Source organism: Achromobacter aloeverae (genome assembly GCF_004121055.1).
Classification (GTDB): Bacteria; Pseudomonadota; Gammaproteobacteria; order Burkholderiales; family Burkholderiaceae_B; genus Bordetella_C; species Bordetella_C aloeverae.
On the sequence record NZ_PYAL01000005.1, the window covers coordinates 474,213 to 496,618 of the forward strand.

Genomic DNA, 22,406 nt, shown 5'->3' on the forward strand with positions numbered 1-22,406 from the left:
GCCGTCCTGGGGCGAAAACGCCGCCCGCGACAGTCCATGACGCCGGCCGCGCGACGCGAAGACATGCGCCCGTGGCCGCGATCCTGGCCGCGACCGTCGTGCTGGCCGGCTGCTCGACCCTGGAGTCCGAACCCGAGACGCCCGAAACCCCGAGCGTGCCCGCCGTCATCGCGCCGGAAAGCCCCCTGACGGTGCCGCCCCTGTCGGCCCTGCCGGACACCGCGCCGCGCGCCCTGGCCGGACGATTCCAGCGCGTCAACTACGCCGACCTGCCGCGTTGGCGCGACGACGACCTCGCGCACTTCTGGCCGCTGTTCCTGCGCAATTGCAAAGGCCTGATGCGGCCGACGTCGGGCAGCCTGGCGGTGCCCGCCCGCGCGGCGCCGCGTGCCTGGCAGCCGGTCTGCGCGGCCGCCATCGACCCTGCCCGCATGCCTGCCGCGAACGACCCCGAAAGCGTCCGGCGCTTCCTGCAGGCCTACCTGCAACCATGGCGCCTGCTGGGCGCCGACGGCAAGCCGGCCAGCAATACGGTCACCGGCTATTACGAGCCGCTGGTGCGGGGCTCGCGCACGCAGGGCGGGCTGCACCAATGGCCCCTGTACGCGCCGCCGGCGGACCTGCTGACCATAGACCTGGGATCCATCTATCCGGAACTCGCGGGCAAGCGGGTGCGCGGCAAGCTGGACGGCAAGCGCGTGGTGCCCTATGACACCCGTGCCGCCATGGACGCCAATCCGGCGCGCCGGCCGCCCGCGCTGGTCTACGTCGACGATCCGGTGGACAACTTTTTCCTGCAAGTGCAGGGCTCCGGTCGCGTCCTGCTGACGGACGGCCCGGACGCGGGCAAGACCATACGCCTTGCCTATGCCGATCACAACGGCCAGCCGTATATGTCGATCGGCCGCTGGCTGGTGGAAAAGGGCCAGATGACGGCGGACCAGGCGTCGATGCAGAATATTCGCGCCTGGGCGCAGCGTAATCCGGGCCGCGTGCAGGAAATGCTCAACGCCAATCCGGCGGTGGTGTTCTTCCGGGAAGAGCCGGTGACGGATCCCGAACTGGGACCGCGCGGGGCCTATGGCCTGCCGCTGGCGCCCCGCCGGTCCGTCGCGGTCGACGCCAGTTTTGTCCCGCTGGGCACGCCCGTATTCCTGGATACCACCATGCCGGCGTCGGAGCAGCCGTTCGACCGGCTGGTCTTCGCCCAGGATACGGGGACGGCCATACGCGGGGCGGCGCGCACCGACCTTTACTGGGGCTACGGCGACGAAGCCGGACAACTGGCGGGTCGCATGAAGCAGCGCGGCCAGATGTGGGTGTTGTGGCCCAAACAGGCAGGGGAGCCGTCGGCGCGATGACCAAGGAAATTCTCGTTTGCGGCGCCGGCATCGTCGGCCTGGCGACCGCGCTGGCCCTGGCCAGGCGCAAGCAGCCGGTGGCGATCCTGGCTCCCGCGGCGGCGCCGCTGCCGGCGGCCGGCGACCCGTATTTCCCGCGGGTGTACGCCATTTCCCCGGCCAGCCAGCGTTTCCTGGCCGAACTGGGCATCTGGGACGCGCTGCCGGCCGACCGCATCATGCCGGTGGATGCCATGGAAATCCATGGCGACGCCGACGGCAGCGTGACGCTCGACGCCTGGCAGGCGGCCGTGCCGCGCCTGGCCTGGATCGCCGAGTCCAGCGAAATCGAGCGTGTGCTGATGCAGGCCGTCCGCTGGTCGGGCATTTCGTGGGTCCAGGACCGCTGCGTCGGCTACCAGGGCGGCGCGGTGTTGACCGAGCAGGGCGGGCAATTGCGCGCCAGCCTGGCCATCGGCGCCGACGGCGCCCGGTCGCCCCTGCGCGAGGCAGCAGGCTTGCAGCAGCAGTCGCGGCCCTATGACGACATCGCCCTGGTCACGCACCTGGATGCGGAAATACCTCATCAGGGCGCTGCCCTGCAGTGGTTTCGCGAAGATGGCGTGCTGGCGCTGCTGCCCTTGCCGGACAGCGCGCGCGGACCACAGGTCTCGCTGGTCTGGTCGCTGCGCAGCGACGCCGCCCGGGCCATCCAGGCATTGCCGCCGGCGGAGCAGGCCGTGCGGCTGGAGGCCGACCTGGCGCTTGCCACCGCCGGCCGGCTGGGCCGGTTGACCGTCAACGCGCCGATACACGGATTTCCGCTGTTCCTCGAACAATCGCAAATGATCGCCCCGGGCGTTGCCCTGGTGGGCGATGCCGCGCATCGCGTGCATCCGCTGGCCGGACAGGGGTTGAACCTGGGCCTGGGAGATGCCCAGGCGTTGGCGCAGGCCGTGGCCGACCGGGAATCGTTCCGCGAAGCCGGCGACATCCGGGTGCTGCGGCGTTATCGCCGCGCCCGGGCCGAGCCGCTGCTGGCCATGCGCCTGGCCACCGATGGCCTGCACCGCCTGTTCGGCAGCCACGCCACGCCCCTGGCCTGGCTGCGCAATGCCGGCATGTCCTGGGTGGACCGGACGCCCATGCTCAAGCGTCGCCTGATTGCGCAGGCCTCCGGGCTATGATCGGCAGCCGTGGTCCATGGATATCGCCGACTCGCTCGGCCGCCATCGCCCGGGCCGTGGATCCCTGGACCCATGAACCCTCTGGATGGATCGGTGTCCAACGCCTATGTCCTGTCGGTATCGCGGGAAAGCTGTCGTCGCGTCCTGTCGCTGTGCCGCTGTCTGTGTCGCCGTCTGTGTCGCTTTAGGAGATGTAATGAATTTTCGACTCTGGTCCGCCGTCGCGGCCCTGGCGGGCGCGCTGGCCCTGTCCGCGCCCGCGCAGGCGCAGGACAAGACCATTTCCACGCAATCGGCTGGCCAGCCCGCCGGTCCGGGTGAAAAAGTCACCGGCACCGGCCAGCCCGCCGGCCCGGGCGACAAGGTCTATGGCACCAACCGTCCGGCGCCCGCCGGCGCCAAGGTTGTCGGCACCAGCCAGATGCAGGGGTCGGCCGACCCGGCTGCCGACGAGGTAAAGCGCCGTTTCGCGGAGCGCTTCCCGGACATGCAGGTCACCGCGGTGCGCCGCACCCCCTACGGTCCCTTCGAGGTGCAGCTGGGCATGGACCTGGTCTATACCAACGAGGCGGTTTCCTGGGTGATGGAAGGACCGCTGATCGACGCCGCCACGCGCCGCGACATGACGCGGGAAAGCCAGGAGAAGATCGGCGCCGTCCCCTTCGACCAGCTGCCGCTGGACCTGGCCATCAAGCAGGTGCGGGGCAATGGCTCGCGCAAGGTGGCGATTTTCGAGGATCCCAACTGCGGCTACTGCAAGCAACTGCGCCACACCCTGGAAGGGCAGACCGACCTGACCATCTATACCTTCCTCTACCCCATCCTGGCGCCGGACTCCAAGACCAAGGTGCGCGATGTCTGGTGCGCGTCCGACAGGGCCGCCACCTGGGACGACTGGATGCTGCGCGGCAAGACGCCGCCGACCGCGAATTGCAGTGCGCCCGTGGACAAGCTGCTGGCGCTGGGCCAGCAGCTGATGGTGCGCGGTACTCCCACGCTGTTCTTCGCCAACGGCGCGCGCGTCAGCGGCGCCTTGCCGGTCGAGGAATTGCAGGCACGCCTGAACGCCAAGTAGGCGCAGGGTCATGCCTTGCCCGGTGTCGGGCAGGGCAAGCGTCCATGCACGTCGCCGTCGCTTTGCGACGGCGATTCTTTTATGCTCGCAGGAAATACGGGATAGCCTCAAGAAGTACCGACCAGGAGCGGTACCGCACCCAGGGAATTCCGGTATCGGCAGATCTGCCTCGGCTCGCGCCCCCTCATTTTTCCCTCCCCAGGAGACGGCTTTGAATATCGCGATTCTTGACGACTACCACGGCGTCGCCGCCGATTACGCCGATTGGTCGGCATTGGGCCCGCAGGCCAAGGTGCAGGTTTTTCGGGAGGCGCTGGCCGAAGCCGACCGCGCCAGCGCGCTGCAACCTTTCGACGTCATCGTCATCATGCGCGAGCGCACGCCGTTCCCGGCCGCGCTGGTCAATGCCCTGCCCAACCTGCGCCTGCTGGTCACCACCGGCATGCGCAATAACTCCATCGACATGGCGGCCTGCAAGGCGCGCGGTATCACGGTCTGCGGCGCGCCCGGCGCGGGCGATGCCGTGAACGCCACCGCCGAACTGGCATGGGCGCTGATCCTGGGCCTGTTCAAGAACCTGTGCACCGAGGATGTGAACATGCGCCGTGGCGGCTGGCAGACGGGCTTGCCCCTGCCGCTGGCCCGCAAGCGCCTGGGCGTGCTGGGCCTGGGCAAGCTGGGCCAGGCCGTGGCCCGCGTGGGCAAGGCCTTCGACATGGATGTGGTGGCCTGGAGTCCCAACCTGACGCAGGAACGGGCGCAGGAGGGTGGGGCGACCTATGTGAGCAAGGAGGACCTGTTCGCCACGTCGGATGTGGTCAGCGTCCACCTGATCCTGTCCGACCGGACGCGCAATGTGGTGGACGCCGCCTGCTTCCAGGCGATGAAACCCACGGCCTTCCTGGTGAACACCTCGCGCGCCGGCCTGGTCGACCAGGATGCCTTGATGAGCGCGCTGCGCCACAAGCGCATCGCGGGCGCGGGCCTGGACGTGTACGACCTCGAGCCCCTGCCCGCGGACGACCCGGTGCGCCATCTGGACAACGTGGTCCTGACGCCGCACCTGGGCTATGTCAACGAAGACAATTTCCGGGCCTTCTACACCAATGCCCTCGCCGCCATCCAGGCCTGGGCAGCCGGCAAGCCCATCCGCGAACTCTGATACGCCGCGCAGCCTGCGGCTTCAGGCCGGCTGCACCTGCGCGCGCACGGCGTCCGTTTCGTCGGCAACGGCCGCCGTCGCCGCCTCGGGCGGCGGCGCCGTGCGCTGGCGCAGGTGGATCGCGTGCTCCGCGCCGCTGTTCCAGATGCCGGCATGGACCCGGGCAAGCACCACGGGGTCGTCCAGCAGCTTGATCTTCTGCGGTTCGGTCAACACGTCCACGCCCAGGTCCAGTACACGCTCGACCTGCTGCCGCCGCTGCGCCTCGTTGAGCGCATTGGGGCGGTGCCGGCCGCCGGCCATGGCGCAGGCCAGGGCATTGACGGCCGGGTCGGCCACCGCGTCCTCGAACGTGGGAATGCGGGGCACGCCACGGTTTTGCGCGGTGTAGCGCCGGGTCGCCTGCAATTCCGTCGGCGGCTGGGTCTCTTCCGGAATGCGGAACAGGCGGTCCAGGTAGGCCCGGCGGCCCAGGTCGACCCGGCTGGAGTAGACCGACAGCGGGATGATCAACAGCAGGGCGGCCAGGATGGGCGCCATCCACAGCAGGAAGACGGGATTGAGCCAGGCCACCAGCGCGGCCCAGCAGATACCCAGCAAGGTCTGGCCGCCGTGGCGCTTGAGCGCGTCGCCCCAGGTGGTCTGGTCATTGTCGCGCGCCGGCGAAATCCATTTGGCCGACAGGCCCAGGAAGGCCGCCACCACGAAGCGCGTGTGGAACAACATGCGCACCGGCGCCAGCAGCATGGAGAACAGCACTTCCAGGAGCATGCTGCGCAAGGCGCGCTCGCGGCCGCCATACAGGCGCGCGCCGCGCGCCCAGACCAGTACCACACCCAGGATCTTGGGCAGGAACAGCAGGACGAAGGTGGTGGAGAACAGCGCGATGGCCTTGTCCGGATGCCACTGCGGCCAGATCGGGAACAGCTGGCGCGGCTCGACGAAGTACTGCGGCTCGGTCAGCGTATGCACCGCCAGCAGCGCGGTGGACAACAGCAGGAACAGGAACCATAGCGGCGCCGACAGGTAGGACATCACCCCGGTCAGGAACACGGCTCGGTGCACCGGGTGGAAACCGCGGATGAAGAACAGCCGGAAGTTCATCAGGTTGCCGTGGCACCAGCGCTGGTCGCGTTGCAATTCCTCGAGCAGGTTGGGTGGCAGTTCTTCGTAGCTGCCCGGCAGGTCGTAGGCTATCCATACGCCCCAGCCGGCGCGCCGCATGAGGGCGGCCTCGACGAAGTCGTGCGAGAGTATGGCGCCCGAGAACGATCCCTTGCCGGGCAAGGGCGCCAGCACGCAATGGCGCATGAAAGGCGCCAGTCGGATGATGGCGTTGTGTCCCCAATAATGAGATTCCCCCAGCTGCCAGTAGTGCATCCCGGCCGTGAACAGCGGACCGTAGACGCGCGTGGCGAACTGCTGGATGCGGGCGTAGAGACTGTCCATGCCGCTGGCCTGGGGCGAGCTCTGGATGATGCCGGCATCGGGGCTGGCTTCCATCAGCTGCACCAGCTTCTTGAGACAGTCGCCGGTCATCACGCTGTCGGCGTCCAGCACCACCATGTAGCGGTAATTGGCGCCCCAGCGGCGGCAGAAGTCGTCGATGTTGCCGCTCTTGCGCTTGACGCGGCGGCGACGGCGGCGATAGAAGATGCGGCCGAAACCCTGCACCGCCTTGCACAGCTCGACCCAGGCGCGCTGCTCGGCCACGCAGATGTCGGCCTTGTAGCTGTCGCTGAGGACGAAGATGTCGAACCGGTCCAGTGAATCCGTCTGGGCCAGGGACTCGTAGGTCGCCCGCAGCCCGGCGAAAACGCGGGAGACGTCCTCGTTGCAGATCGGCATGACGATGGCCGTGCGGGCATTCGGCTCGATGGCCTTGTCGTCGAGCCCGCGCGCCGAAATGCTGTAGCGGTCGCGGCCGATGAGCAGTTGCAGGAACCCCATCATGGCGGTCCAGAACCCCGCCGACACCCAGCCGAACAGCAGGGCGAAGAGGAAAAGGATGCCGATTTCGAGGATTTGCCTGCCCTGGTAGGGCAGCACGCCCTTCATGTAGTAGGTGGCAATGACCGTCTGCACCACGACCAGGAACAGCAAGGCCAGGCGCCGGCGGCTGCCGGCCTGGCGCCAGCGCGGATCCATGCGGGGGGCGACGGCGTTGTAGTCCTCGGCCGTGCTCGGGACCTGGCCGCGCAGGCGGCGCCACCCGCGTACCAGCGGATTGGTGATCCAGGGCTCCGGCGACATGGGCGTGCGATTCAGCGGCGGGGCCGAGGGCAGGCAGATGCCCGAAAGCTCGGTCTGCGTCGCGCGCTGGGCCGCTTCCTGGTCCACCGCGTCGCCGGCGGCCAGCCGGCCGCGCGCCGATGCGGCCACCACGTCGTCCGCCGGCGGCGCGCCGTCGGCAAGCTGGCGGTGCACCGCGGACAGCGGTGCCTCGCCCGCGCCAGCCGCCTGCGCCGCCAGCCGCTCGAACGCCGCCCGGTTTTCGGGCGGGAGGGCCAGGCGGTTCAGGTAGTCGGAAACGTCGTCCAGGGAAGAGGGGTTATTTTGCTTCGGGTTCATTGGGCAGGCGGTAGCTCCAGGTTTCCGACAAGGGCGCTTGGCCGTTGGTCAGGAAAGCCCGCATTTCCACCGGTTTGGTCTGGTCTTTCACATTCACCCTCAGCGTCAGGCGGCGGCCGCCTGTCACGGTGTTGGGACGTACGCTGTTTTCGACGATCTGGCCGTTGCCGTCGACCCAGGTGTCGGCGGTGACCGTGGCGTCCGCGGCCAGCGACTTGAGCGAGTCGCCGACGAAGTCCACCACGAAGGTGATGCTGCCGTCGGAGCGGCGCACCAGGTCCGCGCCCTTGACTTCGTCGCGCGACCGGCGGGTCTGCGCGACCCAGGCCAGCGGCGTGGTGTGCGCCTTGCTGTCATTCATCGTCCAGGTCATCCGGTAGTCCGCGTCCAGCGGCTCCCCCTTGCCGGGCGGTTTCTCCGGCACCCAGAAGGCGACGATGTTGTCATTGGTTTCATCTTTGGTCGGGATCTCGATCAGCTGCACGCTGCCCTTGCCCCAGTCGGTCTTGGGCTCGATCCACAGGCTGGGCCGTTTTTCGTAGTGATCGTCCAGGTCTTCATAGCGGCTGAAGTCGCGGCCGCGCTGGAGCAAGCCGAAGCCCTTGGGGTTTTCCGCCGAGAAGGCGCTGACCTGCAGCCGGCGCGGATTGGTCAGCGGGCGCCATATCCATTCGTCGTTGCCGGTATGAATGGCCAGGCCATCCGAGTCGTGCATTTCCGGGCGGTAGTTGGCGACCGGCGAGGGCTGGTTGGACCCGAACAGGTACATGCTGGTCAGCGGCGCCACGCCCAGGCGGCCCACCTGGTCACGCAGGAAGATGCGCGCCTTGACGTCGATCACCGTGTCCTGGCTGTTGGGTCGCAGCACGAAGCGATAGGCGCCGGTGGCGCGCGGCGAGTCGAGCAGGGCGTAAATGGTGAGGTAGGTGTCCTCGGGGGCCGGGCGGGCGATCCAGAATTCGCGGAAGCGCGGGAATTCCTCGCCCGAGGGCAGGGCCGTGTCGATGGCCAGGCCGCGCGCCGACAGGCCATAGGTCTGGCCCTTGCCGATGACGCGGAAGTAGCTGGCGCCCAGGAAGGAGGCCAGTTCGTCGTCCTTCTTGTCCGGGCTGTTGACCGGATACAGCACGCGGAAACCGGCGAAGCCCAGGTTCTTCAGGGCCGACGGGTCCAGTTTCAGGCTGCCGTAATCGAAATCGCTGGGATCGAACTGGATTTCATGCACGCCGGCGGCGTCGATCTCGTTGATCTTCACGGGGGTGTTGAAGTGCATGCCCTCGTGATAGAAATTCAGCTGGAACTTGGTGCCCGCGCCACGCCAATGCAGGCGGTCATTCTTGTAGCGGACTTGCTGGTAGCCGGCGAACTTCAGTTCCTGCAGCGAGTCGGGCAGGTTGGGCTCGGGCGCCTTGTAGCTTTTGTCGGCCAGTTCCCTGGCTTGCTTCATGACGTCGAAAAACGAGAAGGCGCGCGCGGACGGGGCGTACCCGATTCCGGCGATGACGGCCGTGACGGTCGCGGTAAAGACAAGGGCAGACAACGCGCCGGTCAGCCGGCGATAGGAAAGCGAGAACACGTGGGTCGGCCTCTGGCTCCGGGAGGTGGGAGGGATGTTACAGCGCGATTTTTGCACAATGTCCATGCTTGTTGGGCTGGCGGCCTGGGAAACGTGAAATAAATTCTTGCGAGGCGTTATGCCTTAATTCCGCGGGGGCGATGTCGACAATTCCAGTTAATGGAAATTTGGGGGACGAAATGGCGGTCTTGGCTTGGTCTTGGCTCGGTCTTGGGTTTTACACTGCCGGACACGGGCAGGATGCCGCGCGGCGCTGCCTTCCCATGGCTTGAACCCGGAACAGGCAGCACCTCCATGCATATTGCGATTCCCGACGACTACCAGGATTGCGTGCGCGGCCTGGATTGCTACGCCTCGCTGGCGGCGCACCAGGTGACGATCTATCGCGACCACACCAAGGACCCGGACGAACTGGCGCGCCGCTTCGCCGACGCCGACGCCATCGTGCTGACCCGGGAGCGGACGGCGGTGGATGCGGCGCTGCTGGACCGGCTGCCGCGGCTGCGCCTGATCAGCCAGATCGGCAAGACCGCCGCCCACATCGACCTGGCGGCCTGTACGGCGCGCGGCATCGCGGTGGCCGAAGGCAGCGGCAGCGGGGCCGCCACGGCCGAATTGACGTGGGCCTTGATGCTGGCCAGCCGCCGCCACCTGGTGAGCGAGGTCAACGGCCTGCGCGCCGGCCGCTGGCAGGCCTCGCTGGGCCAGCAGTTGCGTGGGCAGCGCCTGGGCGTATGGAGCTACGGCCGCATCGGGCGCCAGGTGGCGGCCTACGGGGCGGCCTTCGGCATGAAGGTATGGGTGTGGGGCGGTCCTGGATCAACCGCGGACGCGCGCGGCGACGGCGTCGAGGTGGCGCCCACGCGGGAGGCCTTCTTCGCGCGCAGCGACGTCGTGACCCTGCATTTGCGCCTGAGCGGCGCCACCCGCGGCGCCGTCACCGCGGCGGACCTGGCGCGCATGGGGCCGCGAGCCCTGCTGGTGAATACCAGCCGCGCGGAACTGATCGAGGCCGGCGCCCTGGAGGCGGCGCTGCGCGCCGGCGCGCCAGGCTACGCAGCGGTCGATACCTTCGAGTCGGAACCCGTGCTGGGTGCCGACCATCCCTTGCTGCATCTGGACAACGCGCTCTGTACGCCCCACCTCGGTTTCGTCGAAAAGGACAACTACGAAGCCTATTTCGGCACGGCCTTCGACAACATCAACCGCTTTTTCGCCGGTACGCCGGCGAACCTGGCCAACCCGGAAGTGTTGGGGCACTTGCGCGCATCGTAGTGCGCCATAGTGAGTGCGCCATGGTGCGTCATGGCACGCACGCAACGGATGCAAGACGCATGGGGCCGGGCGGCGGCCGGGCCAGCCGCCCGGATGCCTATTGCTCGAAATCCCCAGTTCCCAGCGGCGTGATGCCGTCGGTAGGCGCGTTGAGGGCTTCCTCGGCCGCGGCGCGTATGCGTTCGCTGCCGCGTTCAAAGGCCTTGAGCAGGGCGCTGCCCGTGCCGTCCTCGGCACCGAAGCACTCCCGCAGCGCATCGCCGGAAATTTCAAACTTGCGTGGCTCGCCCTTGATGATCAGGGAAAAGACGATGTCATCGTCCTTGACCTGGGCCTTGGTCGCGCTGGCAAAAGTTCCCATGTTGCGTCTCCCGTGCGTGAAGCGAGCGTCATGCGCAAGGCCTCTCGGCATGTGCGCATGACGATCAGAAACGGGCCGCCGCCTGCCTCGGCGCAAGCCGGGGCGAGGGCGGCCTCACGCTTAGCGGGAGCCGCCGGTGGCGGGGGCGGAATTGCTCGGCTCGGCCATATTACCGCCGGTGCCGGGATTCATGGTGCCGGAACTGCCGCGGTTCATGGTGCCCGAACCGTGCGTGCTGCCCGATTTGCCGCTGTGATGAGTGGCATCGCTGTTCCGGGTGCCCTTGTGCGTATTGGAGCTGGGCGTGGCGCCGGAGTTCTTGGACGTCGGATTGGCGGTGCCGGGAGGGACCTTGGCGTTATTGGGCGGGGTCGCGGTGGTGTCGTTCGGGGTGGTCGCCGGCGTGGTGGGCGACGAGCTCTGTGCCTGGGCTGCGCCCGCGACGCAGAACGAGGCGATGGCCAGAGCGGTGGTCAGGCGGCGTAGCTTCATGAGTAACTCCTTACCGGTGGTTGGATCGAGCCTTCCACCCCGCAAGAGCCGTGCCGTCCCTGCCACATGCGCGTGTCGTCGCCGCCCTGCAGAGCAGCGCGGTCACCCGCCTTGCGTCGGCGGCGGGTGCAGCCTGGAGCGGGGACCGGCCTTCAGCAGCTGGCTGGGCACGTCATGGCCCACCATCGCCGGCAGGTCGGCGCCGATATCCAGCAGCTGCTGCACGTCGATGCCTGTGTCGTAGCCCATCAGGTTGAGCATGTGCACCAGTTCCTCGGTGCAGGCGTTGCCGCTGGCGCCGGGCGCGTACGGACAGCCGCCCAGTCCGCCCAGGGAGGCGTCGAAGCGGTCCACGCCCTCGTCCAGCGCCGCCAGCGTGTTGGCCAGCGCCATGCCGCGCGTATTGTGGAAATGCAGCGTCAGCGCCAGGTCCGGGAACAGCTTGCGCGTCTCCCGGGCAATGCGCGCCACCTGCGACGGATAGGCCATGCCCGTGGTGTCGCAGAGGGTCACGCCATGCGCGCCCAGCGTGGCGAAGCGGCCCACCAGCTCGAAGACCTGGTAAGGGTCGATGTCGCCTTCCATGGGGCAGCCGAAGACGGTGGAGAGCGACACGTTGATGGCCACGCGGCTGTCGCGCACCGCCGAGATGACGTCTGCCAGCTGGTCCAGGGACTGGGCGCGGGTCATGCGCAGGTTGGCCTGGTTGTGCGTTTCGCTGACCGACATCACCAGGTTCACTTCGTCGACATTGCATTCCAGCGCGCGCTGCGCGCCCCGCACATTGGGCACCAGGACGGTATAGACCACGTCCGGATTGCGCTGGATGCGGTGCATGACGACTTCGGCGTCGCGCAGCGCGGGTATGGCCTTCGGCGAGGTGAATGACGTCACCTCGATCTTGGCGTAGCCGGCGGCGGACAGGCGATCGATGAACGCGATCTTGTCCTCGGTTTCGATGAACTGTTTTTCGTTCTGGAAACCGTCGCGCGGGGCGACTTCCTGGATGTGCAGTTTCTTGCCGCGATGGGGCTGCTGTGCAGGCATGGTGCCGCTCCTCAAATGATGCCGCGCGCGCGCCAGTCGGCGCGGCGCTGCGCGTCCACGCCCAGGGCATCCAGCACTTCGTCCGTATGCTGGCCGAGGGTGGGCGCGGGACTGCGCACTTCGCCCGGCGTGGCCGACAGCTTGGGCACGATGCCGGGCAGCTGGATGGGCGTGCCGTCCGGCAGCTGGTCGTCCAGGATCATGCCGCGGGCGCGGTAGTGCGGATCGGCCGCGATATCGGCCACGTCGTAGATCTTGCCGGCGGGAATCTGGCCTTCGTTCAGGCGCTGCAACACCTCGTCCATGCCATGGCGTCCGGTCCATTCGGAAATCGCCCCATCGAGCATTTCGACATGGCGCACGCGGCCGCTGTTGCTGGCGAGTTCAGGCAGCTCGGCGAGGTCGGGCCGGCCGATCACGCCCATCAGGCGCTTGAAGATGCTGTCGCCGTTGCCGGCGATCAGGACATACTTTCCATCCTGGCAGCGATAGGCATTGCTGGGCGCGATGCCGGGCAGGCTGCTGCCGGCGGCCTGGCGCACCTCGCCGAACACCGCATATTCCGGCAGCAGGCTTTCCATCATGTTGAAGACGGATTCATAGAGGGCCACGTCTATCATCTGGCCCGTGCCGGCCTGGTCGCGGCTGCGCAGCGCCAGCAGGATGCCGATGACGCCGTGCAAGGCCGACAGCGAGTCGCCGATGGAAACGCCCACGCGCACCGGGGTACGGCCCGGCTCGCCGCTGAGATGGCGCAGGCCGCCCATGGCCTCGCCGATGGCGCCGAAGCCGGGCAGGTCGCGATAGGGGCCTGTCTGGCCGTAGCCCGACACGCGCAGCATGACCAGCCGCGGATTGATGGCGCGCAGGTCTTCCCAGCCCAGGCCCCACTTTTCCATGGCGCCCGGCTTGAAGTTCTCCACCACCACGTCGACGTCCTTGATCATCGCGCGTATGAGGTCCTGGGCTTCCGGCTGGCGCAGGTCCAGGCTGACGGACTTCTTGTTGCGCGACTGCACCTGCCACCATACCGAGGTGCCGTCGTGCAGCAGGCGCCAGTTGCGCAGCGGGTCGCCCTTGCCGGGGGGTTCGATCTTGATCACCTCGGCGCCGAATTCGGCCAGCATCTTGGCGGCGAAGGGGCCGGCAATGAGTTGGCCGAGTTCGAGCACGCGGATGCCGCTCAAAGGTTTGGTTGACATGATTGCCTCTTGAATCAGTGTTTCTGCTTGCCCAGATAGGCTTCGCGCACGCGATCGCTGGCCAGCAATTCCTGGCCGCTGCCTTCCATGACGATGTTGCCGACTTCCAGCACGTAGGCGCGGTCGGAGATGGCCAGGGCCTGGTTGGCCATCTGTTCGACCAGCAGGATCGTCATGCCGCTTTCCTTCAGGGACTTGATGATGCGGAAGATCTCCGCCACGATCAGCGGCGCCAGCCCCAGCGAGGGTTCGTCCAGCATCAGGATGCGCGGCTTGCCCATCAGCGCGCGGCAGATCGCCAGCATCTGTTGTTCCCCGCCCGACAGCGTGCCGGCATACTGGCCTCGCCGCTCCTTCAGGCGGGGGAACATCGCGAAGCAGGCTTCGATTTCCGGCATCAGCGCATCGACCGGCTCGCGGCGCAGGAAGGCGCCCAGCAGCAGGTTGTCGAACACGGTCTGGTCCGGGAAGACCTGGCGGCCTTCGGGCACGTGGGCGATGCCCAGGCCCACCCGCTTGTGGGCGGGAATGCCCGCCACGTCCTGGCCGTCGAACAGCACCTGGCCGGTGGATTTCTCGATGCCGGACAAGGCCCGCATCATGGTGCTCTTGCCGGCGCCGTTGCCGCCGATGATGGTGACGATTTCATTGCGGTCGACGTGCAGGGACACCTGCTTCAGGGCGTTGACCGCCCCATAGCTGACCGCGAGGTTCTTGATCTCGAATAATCGGGTCATGGCCGTCTCCTATGCTGCCGCGCCCAGATAGGCTTCGATGACTTTGGGATTTTCCTGGATGTGGTTGGGCAGGCCAGCGGCGATCTTCACGCCGTAGTCCAGCACCACGATGTGGTCGGAAATGGCCATCACCAGGTCCATGTGGTGTTCGATCAGCAGCACGGTCAGGCCCTTGGCGCGCAGCTTCACGATGAGTTCGGTCAGTTCGTCGGTCTCGGCCGGATTCAGGCCGGCGGCCGGCTCGTCCAGCAGCAGCAGGTCCGGCATGGCGGCCACCGCGCGGGCGATCTCCAGGCGCCGCTGCAGGCCGTAGGGCAGGCTGTTGGCGATGTCGTCGGCATAGCGCTGCAAGCCGAAGAACGAGAGGATGGCATAGGCTTCGCGCCGCATGCGGCGTTCTTCCGCCAGGGCGCCCGGCAGGCCCAGCAGGTTGGCGAGGAAGCCGGATTTCTGCACCCGGTAGAAGCCGACCATCACGTTTTCCAGTGCCGTCAGGCCTTCGAACAGCTTGAGGTTCTGGAAGGTGCGGCCGATGCCGGCGCCGGCGATCTGGCTGGCGGACAGGCCCACCAGGGCGCGCCCCTGGAAATGGATGGAGCCGGCGTCAGGCTTGACCAGTCCGGACAGCAGGTTCAGCGTCGTGGTCTTGCCGGCGCCATTGGGTCCGATCAAGGACACGATGTCGCCGCGCTTCAGCGAGAAGGAAACCTTGTTGGTCGGCACCACGCCGCCGAAGGCCTTGTACAGGTCATGGACTTCCAGCAGGGCGCCGCCCGCGGCGGCGTGGCCCGCGGTCGGCCGGGTCGGCGACCAGTCGCCCGCCTGGGCCCGGTCGGCGTCCGACAGCTTGCTGCGGCGGGGCAATACCTTGGCCAGCAGGCCGGACAAGCCTTCGGGCATCGCGTACAGCGCGAACAGCAGGATCAGGCCGTAGGCGAAATGCTGCACCTCGGGCCAGCGCGCCAGCATGGCGTCGATGATGGTCAGCACCACCGCGCCCAGGAAAGAGCCGGCCGGCGTGCGGCCGCCGAACAGCACCAGCACCAGGAAGAACACCGACAGGTTGAAATTGACGAAGTCCGAATTGATGTACTGGTTCTGCTGCGCCACCAGGCCTCCGGCGATGCCGCAGGTGATGGCGCTGATGGCGAAGGCCAGGATCTTGAATCGGTAGACGCTGATGCCCACGCTTTCGGCGGCAATTTCCGACGTGCGCACGGCGGCGAAGCCGCGGCCGAAGCGCCCGTTGAGCAATAGCGACGTCATTGCGTGCAGCAGCAGGCCGATCGCCACCACCACGATGACCCACTGGCGGCCGTCCAGCGGCGCGCCGTTCAGGGTCAGGCCGGTGATGCCGTAGAAACCTTCCTGGCCCTTGAAGACGTCGGTCCATTCCGAAACGATCTTCTCGATCAGCAGGCCGAAGGCAATGGTCACCATCGCCAGGCTGGGGCCTTTGACCTTCAGGGCCGGGATCGCGATCAGCACGCCGAACACGCCCGACACCGCCACCGCGGCCAGCAGGGCCAGCCAGGGGTTGACCTGGTAGTTCACCGTCAGCAGGGCGACGGTATAGGCGCCGACGCCGAACAGCCCGGCGTGGCCCAGCGACTTCTGGCCGGTCTGGCCGACCAGGATGTTGAAGCCGGTCGCGGCGATGTAGTAGATGCCGATGTTGAAAAGGATCAGCAGGTAGAAATCGTTGAGGCCGGAATAAGCGACGCCCACGACCAGGGCGGCGATGACCAGCGGCGCGAGGATTTTGGGGAGGTTCATACTTTCTCCGCGTGCACGCGGCCCAGGATGCCGGCCGGACGGAAATACAGCACGACGATGATCAGGCCGAAGACGGCGATCTCGCGCAGGTTGGAGTACCACAGGCCGATCAGGGATTCGAGCAGGCCGATCAGGAACCCGCCGAAGATGCAGCCGCGCGGATTCTCCAGGCCACCGAGGATGGCGGCGGAAAAGGCCTTCAGCGACAGCAGCGTGCCGACGAACACGGAAGCGGTGGCGATGGGGGCCACCATCACGCCCGCGACGGCGGCCAGCGCCGAACTGATGGCGAAGACGCCGATGGCCACCGCGTTGGCATTGATGCCCATCAGGCTGGCGGTGGTCTTGCTGAACGCGACGGCGCGCACGGCCTTGCCCATCTTGGTCTTGTGCAGGATCCAGTCGAATACGAGCATCAGCACCAGGGTGGTGCCGAACACCAGGATTTCCTGCGGCCGCACGCCCGTGCCCAGCACGTTGACGATCCCGTCGCCCAGCGGCGAGGCCAGCGCGATCGGGGCCGGGCCCCAGATCAGCAGCGCCAGGTTCTGGATGATGATGCCGAAGCCGATGGTGCTCATGACCCACGACAGGCCTGCCTCGCCCACGAAGTGCTTGATGGCGGTGGCGTACAGCAGGTAGCCGAGCAGGGCCAGCACCAGCATGGCGGCCAGCAGGGCGAAGAGGAAGGCGCCCCAGGTGACGTCGGCGGGATCCGGAAAGCCGGTCAGGCGGCCGTGGCTGAACAGCACGATGGCGCTGACGCCGATCAGGCCGGCCAGCGCCAGGAACGCGCCCTGGCCGAAGTTGAAGGTCTTGGTGGTCGTGTAGGTAATGCTGAAGCCGAACGCGACCAGGGCATAGACGCTGCCCATGGCCAATCCACTCAATATGGCTTGTAGTATCTGCATGCTGGGGCCCCTCGGGCGCCGCCGCCCCCGGTGGCCGTGGCGACGGGGGCGGGACGGGGTAACGATGGAAACGTGGTGCTTAGAGCTTCAGGTCGGCCGGCGTGATGGCCTTGGTGATGTCGTCGTCGACCGAAACCACCTTGCCGTCGATCCAGCGCACCAGGCGGAAGTCCTTGACCGACAGGGCTTCGTGGTTGTCCGCGGTGAACGGTTTTTCATAGGTCTTGATCACGCCCTTGGCCTGGGCCAGGTTTTCCAGCGCGGCCTGCACCTTGTCGCCGTCGGTGGACTTGGCCTGCTCCATGGCGGCGGCGAACAGCTTGACCGAGTCATAGGCCTGGGCCGCCATCACGTACGTGGGCAGGCGCCCTTCGCGCTTGAGCAGGGTCTCGTACAGGGCCTTGGACTGCGGCGAGGAATCTTCCGTGATGGAGGCGGTGAAGATCATCTTCCTGGCCAGGTCGGGGCCGGCGATGCGCAGGAACGGCGAGCTGAGGTTGGCCCAGGAAGCCAGCGTCACCGGGAAGTAGTTGATCTTCTCCAGGCTGCGCATGACGTGCGCGTTCGAGTCGGCCAGGGCGTAGACGATCAGCGTATCGGCGCCGGATGCCTTGATCTTGTTCAACTGCGAGGTCATGTCCGTGTCCTTGGGACCGAACTTCTCGTTGGCGACCGGCGTGATCTTGTGCAGGGCGAGGATTTCCTGCGCGTCCTTGGCGCCTTGCTGGCCATAGCCGGTGGTGTCGGCGATGATGGCGACCTTGCCGTTCTTGCTGGCGCGCGCGGCATAGGCGGCCAGCAGGGCGATCTGGTCGCGGTCGCGCATGGACACGCGGAAGATGTAGTTGGGCGGCTGCTTGGCGTAGCGCGCGGTGATATCGGTGGCGGTGGCCACGGGAGAGATCGTCGGGATCTTCTTCTGCTGCACGATGTGCAGCCAGGCCAGCATGTTGCCCGAGTTCACGCCGCCTATCATGGCGCTGACTTTCTCGTTGTCGACCAGTTCGTTGGTGTTCTGGATGGCCTTGGGCGGCGCGCCGACGTCGTCGCGGGCCACGATGACGACCTTGCGGCCCAGCACGCCGCCGGCGGCGTTCAGCTCGTCGGCGGCCTGGCGGGCGCCGGCCAGTGCGGAAATGCCGAAGTCGGCGCTGCCGGTGGCGGACATGTCGCTGTTGAAGCCGATCTTTAGGTCGTCGGCCAGGGCGGCGGCGCTTGCGCCGGCCAGGGCGGCGGCCAGCACGGTGGCGTGCAGGCGTTTGATGAAGGTCTTGTTCACTGCGTCTCTCTCCTTGGGGGACACCGCCGGGACGGCGGGGGTCGCGATAGCTATCGGTTCTGTATTGACGGGGACTGCGTTCGCGGCGGGCTACGTTCCTAACCCTGCCGGATCAGGTCGGCGCCCTTGTTGCCTATCATCATGGTCGCCGCGCAGATGTTGGCCGACGGCATGGCCGGGATGACCGACGAATCGACCACGCGCAGCGCCTGCACGCCGCGCACGCGCAGCTGCGGGTCGACCACCGCCAGCGGATCGTCCGCCGGGCCCATGCGCGCGGTGCCGTTGACGTGATAGGACGACACGCCGTAGCGGCGCGCGAAATCCAGCAGCTCGTCGTCGGACTGGCACAGCGCGCCGGGCAGCGATTCGCCGTCGAAATACCGCGTCAGCGCCTGCGATTGCAGCAGGCTGCGCGCCAGGCGGATGCCGCGCACCAGCGTGATCTGGTCATCGGGATGCGCCAGGTAGTTGGCGTTGATGACCGGGTCCTGCATGGGGTCGTTGGAGCGCACCCGAACCTGGCCGCGGCTTTGCGGCCGGTGCTGCCACACGCCGGTGGTCATGCCGGGGAAGTCGTCGAGCACGCCGACGTAGCCTTCCTTGTAGCTGGCGGGGGTGAAGACGCCTTGCAGGTCGGGCGCGTCCAGGCCGGGTCGCGACTGCCAGAAGTAGTGCAGCAGCGAGGGGCTGAGCGCCATGATGCTGGGTTGCTTCAGCAGCCAGCGGCTGATCTGGCCGGCCAGCCGCAATCCCTTGACCAGCTGGTTCATGGTCTGCATGTTCTTCACGCGCGCCACCACCCGCACCGAGTAATGGTCGCTCAGGTTCTCGCCTACCCCGGGCAGGTCTCGCACGACCGCGATGCCTTGCTCGCGCAGGAAATCGGCGGGGCCCAGGCCGGACAATTGGAGCAGCTTGGGCGTATTGATGGCGCCGCTGGACACGATGACTTCGCGGCGCGCCTTCACGGCGCGCGTGGCCGTGGGCTGGCGCGGATCGCAGTAGGCCACGCCGGTCGCGCGCAGCCCGTCGAACAGGATGCGGGTGGCCTGGGCGTAAGTGCGTACCGTCACCTTGTGGCGCGCCTGGGCCGGCTTCAGGAAGCAGCGCGCCGTGCTCATGCGCCAGCCGCGGTCTATGGTGCGCTGGAAGTAGCCGACGCCGGCCTGGCTGGCGCCGTTGTAGTCGGGGTTGCGCGGCATGCCCAGCTCCTGCGCGCCGGCCATGAAGGCTTCGCACAGGGGATGTATCCAATCGATGTCGCTGACGGGCAGCTCGCCCTGGCGGCCGCGATAGCAGTCGTCGCCGCCGACGCGACGCTCCATCGATTTGAAATAGGGCAGCACGTCCTCATAGGACCAGCCGGCGTTGCCCAGGCTGGCCCAGTGGTCGTAGTCGGCCGCCTGGCCGCGGTTGTAGACCAGGCCATTGATGGACGTGGATCCGCCCAGCGTCCGGCCCTGCGGGATGGGGACGCGGCGGCCATTGGTCAGGGGCGTGGGTTCGCTGGAAAACTGCCAGGCATAGGTCGGATTGAATACCGCCTTGATGAAGCCGGCGGGGATGTGCAGGAAGGGACTGCGGTCGGGCGGGCCGGCCTCCAGCACGCACACCGAGGCGCCGCCGGCGCCCAGGCGATTGGCCAGGATGGAGCCGGCCGCGCCGGAGCCGACGATGACGTAGTCGAAGGTGTCGGCATCGCGCAAGGATGCCTGTTGTGCTGGATTCATGATCTATACCCAGGCGACGGACGCCCGTTCATGCAAGGCAAAAAGGACCGGAAGCGAACGTCGCCCGCATTCCGGACAAGACCTGACACTGAGTTAGCGCGCCGCGTTGAGCGACTTGCCCGCGAGGCAGACATACTTGAGTTCGAGGAATTCCTCGATCCCGTACTTGGAGCCTTCGCGGCCCACGCCGGATTCCTTGATGCCGCCGAACGGCCCCACTTCGTTGGAAACGGCGCCAGTATTCACGCCGACGATGCCGTACTCCAGCGCTTCCATCACGCGCCAGACACGCTCCAGGTCGGCGGTATAGAAGTAGGCGGCCAGGCCCGACTCGCTGTCGTTGGCTCGCGCCAGCACGGCGGCTTCCGATTCGAAGGTGCACAAGCCGACCACCGGGCCGAAGATTTCCTCGTGGGCGATATCCATGTCGTCCGCGATGCCGTCCAGCAGCGTGGGCTGGAACAGCAGCGTGCCGGGCTGGGCCAGGCGGCCGCCGGCCAGCAGGCTCGCGCCCTTCGCCGTGGCGTCGGCTACCAGGCGGCTGACCTTGTCGACCGCGCGCTGGTCGATCAGCGGGCCGATGGTGACGTCCTGGTCCAGGCCATTGCCCAGGCGCATGCGTTCGATCTCGGCGCGCAGCTTCGCGCCGAAGGCCTCGGCCACCGTGCTGTGCACGTAGACGCGATTGGCGCATACGCAGGTCTGGCCGGCGTTACGGAACTTGGACGCCATCAGGCCTTGCACGGCCTCGTCCAGGTCGGCGTCCTCGAAGACGATGAAGGGGGCGTTGCCGCCCAGCTCCAGCGACAGCTTCTTGATGTTCGATGCGCTCTGCTGCATCAGCAGGCGGCCGGTGGCCGTGGATCCGGTGAAGGTGAGCTTGCGCACCGTGGCGTTGCCCGAGAGCTCGCTGCCGATGGGCGCCGGATCTCCGGTCACCACGTTCAGGACGCCGGGGGGAATGCCGGCCTGTTCGCCCAGCCAGGCCAGCGCCAGCGCGGTGTAGGGCGTCAATTCCGACGGCTTGAGCACCACGCAGCAGCCGGCGGCGAGCGCCGGGCTGACCTTGCGGGTGACCAGGGCCGACGGGAAATTCCACGCGATGATGGCGGCCACGACGCCCACCGGCTGGCGGATCGCCATCAGGCGCTGGTCGCCGCGCGGCGTGGGCAGGACATCGCCGTAGATGCGCTTGGCTTCCTCGGCGAACCATTCGACGAAGGACAGCGCATAGTTCAGTTCGCCGCGGGCCTCGGCCAGGGGCTTGCCTTGTTCCAGGGTGAGCAGCAGGGCCAGGTCGTCGCTGTGCTGTTCGATCAGCTGGTGCCATTTGCGCAGGATGGCCCCGCGCTCCTTGCCGGTCTTGGCGCGCCACGCCGGCAGGGCGCCATCGGCTGCCGCGATGGCACGCGCCGTTTCGGCCGCGCCCAGGTTGGGAACCGTGCCGAGGGGACTGCCGTCGTAGGGATTGCGCACCGTAATGGTGGCTTTGCTGTCGGCATCGCACCAGATGCCGCCGATATACGCCTGCTGCCGCAGCAACTGGCCGTTCTTCAAAGTCATGCCTGTCTCGCTCACTTCTTCCGGCGGCATACGGTTTTCCGGGAGGAAGCCGCCACTTGCTGGATTTTTTTCGAGTCTAGCAACGCCTCTAGGCCGGTCAAAAGCAGCCATTTGTGATGCTGCCATCGCCGTTTGCGATGGCAGGGGCGCGGGGTGGCTACAATAGGCGCGTATCTTGTCTCGTCCCTGCGTGCCATGCGTCTCGATCCGCTCTCCCTCAAGCTTTTCATCAGTGTGGTCGAACTGGGCACCATCGCCGCCGCCGCCGAGCGCGAGCATCTCGCCGCGGCCGCGGTCAGCAAGCGCATCAGCGAATTGGAAGAGACGCTGCGCATCCGGTTGCTGATACGCACGAACAAAGGCATACGGCCGACGCCGGCGGGGATGGAGCTGTCCACGATGGCGCGGCGCGCCTTGCACGAGCTGGATGAAATCGCCGTGCACATGCGCGAGTACGCGGTCGGCCTGCGCGGCTTCATCCGCGTGCAGGCGAATATTTCCGCCATCACCCAGTTCCTGCCCGACGACATCAAGCGGTTTCTCGCCGAGTATCCCAATGTGCAGGTGGACCTGGAGGAGAAGATCACCTCCACCATCATCAAGTCCGTGGCGGACAACGCGGCCGACGTCGGCATTTTCTCGGGGGAAGCGACCGGGTATGACGTGGAGGTGTTTCCCTATCGCGAGGACGTGCTGGCCCTGGTGGTGCCGGCCGGTCATCCCCTGACCGACAAGCCGGGGTTTCGCTTCGCCGATGCCCTGGACTACGACTTCATCGGCCTGCATCGGGGCAGCGCCATCAACCGCGTGCTCACGAACGCCGCCAATGACGAGAAGCGCAATATCCGGCTCAAGGTGCAGTGCACCGGCTTCGACGCCCTGTGCTTCATGGTCAATTCAGGGCTGGGCGTGGGGGTGTTGCCACTGGAGCTCGCGCAACGCTATTCGGTGATGTTCGACTTCCGCATCATTCCCCTGTCCGAGGCATGGGCGCGGCGCAAGATCCAGCTTTGCGTGCGCGCCTTCGATGCCTTGCCCACCGCCGCCAAGCTCTTCGTCCATCACCTGGGCAAGCCCCTGGAGGCGGAGCCTGGGCACGGCAAGGCCATGGCGCGGTGA

Annotated in this window: 18 protein-coding genes; 6 read left to right on the plus strand and 12 right to left on the minus strand. The window is 67.2% G+C overall.

The window, feature by feature from the left end:
• Window positions 1–71: 71 nt before the first annotated feature.
• The 4 genes from mltA to C7R54_RS18925 all read left to right on the plus strand — a co-directional run bounded on the left by mltA (window position 72) and on the right by C7R54_RS18925 (window position 4,764).
• Window positions 72–1,361: a murein transglycosylase A gene (mltA, locus tag C7R54_RS18910; RefSeq protein ID WP_377813937.1), complete on the plus strand. Its 1,290-nt coding sequence runs from the start codon at window positions 72–74 to the stop codon at window positions 1,359–1,361.
• Window positions 1,358–2,527 carry a UbiH/UbiF family hydroxylase gene (locus tag C7R54_RS18915; RefSeq protein ID WP_129151957.1) on the plus strand — a complete coding sequence of 390 codons (1,170 nt, stop codon included), beginning with the start codon at window positions 1,358–1,360 and terminating at the stop codon, window positions 2,525–2,527. The genes mltA and C7R54_RS18915 overlap by 4 nt, the downstream gene beginning before the upstream one ends.
• 196 nt (window positions 2,528–2,723) lie before the next feature.
• Window positions 2,724–3,602, plus strand: a complete 879-nt coding sequence (locus tag C7R54_RS18920) for a DsbC family protein (protein ID WP_129151958.1) — start codon at window positions 2,724–2,726, stop codon at window positions 3,600–3,602.
• A gap of 211 nt (window positions 3,603–3,813) precedes the next feature.
• Window positions 3,814–4,764 (plus strand): D-2-hydroxyacid dehydrogenase family protein, encoded by a 951-nt coding sequence (locus C7R54_RS18925; RefSeq protein WP_129151959.1) that lies wholly within the window; start codon window positions 3,814–3,816, stop codon window positions 4,762–4,764.
• A 21-nt stretch (window positions 4,765–4,785) separates the two neighbouring features.
• Here C7R54_RS18925 and mdoH read toward each other — a convergent pair whose 3' ends face one another.
• Window positions 4,786–7,335: a glucans biosynthesis glucosyltransferase MdoH gene (gene mdoH / locus C7R54_RS18930; RefSeq protein WP_129151960.1), complete on the minus strand. Its 2,550-nt coding sequence runs from the start codon at window positions 7,333–7,335 to the stop codon at window positions 4,786–4,788.
• A complete protein-coding gene (locus C7R54_RS18935; protein WP_129151961.1) occupies window positions 7,316–8,977 on the minus strand; it encodes a glucan biosynthesis protein G in 1,662 nt (553 codons plus the stop codon). The genes mdoH and C7R54_RS18935 overlap by 20 nt, the downstream gene beginning before the upstream one ends.
• 228 nt (window positions 8,978–9,205) lie before the next feature.
• On the opposite strand from C7R54_RS18935, the gene C7R54_RS18940 reads away from it, so the two are divergent.
• Complete coding sequence (locus C7R54_RS18940; RefSeq protein WP_129151962.1) at window positions 9,206–10,186, plus strand: D-2-hydroxyacid dehydrogenase family protein; 981 nt, start codon at window positions 9,206–9,208, stop codon at window positions 10,184–10,186.
• 97 nt (window positions 10,187–10,283) lie between these two features.
• Here C7R54_RS18940 and C7R54_RS18945 read toward each other — a convergent pair whose 3' ends face one another.
• From C7R54_RS18945 to C7R54_RS18990, 10 genes are all read right to left on the minus strand, one after another.
• A complete protein-coding gene (locus C7R54_RS18945; RefSeq protein WP_129151963.1) occupies window positions 10,284–10,547 on the minus strand; it encodes a DUF1488 family protein in 264 nt (87 codons plus the stop codon).
• Window positions 10,548–10,667: 120 nt separating this feature from the next.
• Window positions 10,668–11,039, minus strand: a complete 372-nt coding sequence (locus tag C7R54_RS18950; protein ID WP_129151964.1) for a hypothetical protein — start codon at window positions 11,037–11,039, stop codon at window positions 10,668–10,670.
• 102 nt (window positions 11,040–11,141) lie between these two features.
• Entirely contained in the window at window positions 11,142–12,086 is a 945-nt protein-coding gene (locus tag C7R54_RS18955) for a hydroxymethylglutaryl-CoA lyase (protein ID WP_129151965.1), read from the minus strand.
• Between the two features lie 11 nt (window positions 12,087–12,097).
• Window positions 12,098–13,288 (minus strand): CaiB/BaiF CoA transferase family protein, encoded by a 1,191-nt coding sequence (locus C7R54_RS18960; protein WP_129151966.1) that lies wholly within the window; start codon window positions 13,286–13,288, stop codon window positions 12,098–12,100.
• Between the two features lie 14 nt (window positions 13,289–13,302).
• The gene (locus C7R54_RS18965; RefSeq protein ID WP_129151967.1) at window positions 13,303–14,025 is read right to left on the minus strand and encodes an ABC transporter ATP-binding protein; all 723 of its coding nucleotides are present in this window, start codon (window positions 14,023–14,025) and stop codon (window positions 13,303–13,305) included.
• Between the two features lie 9 nt (window positions 14,026–14,034).
• Window positions 14,035–15,801, minus strand: a complete 1,767-nt coding sequence (locus tag C7R54_RS18970; RefSeq protein ID WP_129151968.1) for a branched-chain amino acid ABC transporter ATP-binding protein/permease — start codon at window positions 15,799–15,801, stop codon at window positions 14,035–14,037.
• Window positions 15,798–16,676 (minus strand): branched-chain amino acid ABC transporter permease, encoded by an 879-nt coding sequence (locus C7R54_RS18975; RefSeq protein ID WP_240039612.1) that lies wholly within the window; start codon window positions 16,674–16,676, stop codon window positions 15,798–15,800. The genes C7R54_RS18970 and C7R54_RS18975 overlap by 4 nt, the downstream gene beginning before the upstream one ends.
• Window positions 16,677–16,791: 115 nt before the next feature.
• On the minus strand, window positions 16,792–17,991 hold the full coding sequence (locus C7R54_RS18980; protein ID WP_129151970.1) for an ABC transporter substrate-binding protein: 1,200 nt from the start codon (window positions 17,989–17,991) through the stop codon (window positions 16,792–16,794).
• Window positions 17,992–18,089: 98 nt separating this feature from the next.
• A complete protein-coding gene (locus tag C7R54_RS18985; protein ID WP_129151971.1) occupies window positions 18,090–19,724 on the minus strand; it encodes a GMC family oxidoreductase in 1,635 nt (544 codons plus the stop codon).
• Window positions 19,725–19,817: 93 nt separating this feature from the next.
• The gene (locus C7R54_RS18990) at window positions 19,818–21,287 is read right to left on the minus strand and encodes an NAD-dependent succinate-semialdehyde dehydrogenase (RefSeq protein ID WP_129151972.1); all 1,470 of its coding nucleotides are present in this window, start codon (window positions 21,285–21,287) and stop codon (window positions 19,818–19,820) included.
• A 195-nt stretch (window positions 21,288–21,482) separates the two neighbouring features.
• Between C7R54_RS18990 and C7R54_RS18995 the strand changes: the two genes are divergently transcribed.
• Complete coding sequence (locus C7R54_RS18995; protein ID WP_129152059.1) at window positions 21,483–22,406, plus strand: LysR family transcriptional regulator; 924 nt, start codon at window positions 21,483–21,485, stop codon at window positions 22,404–22,406.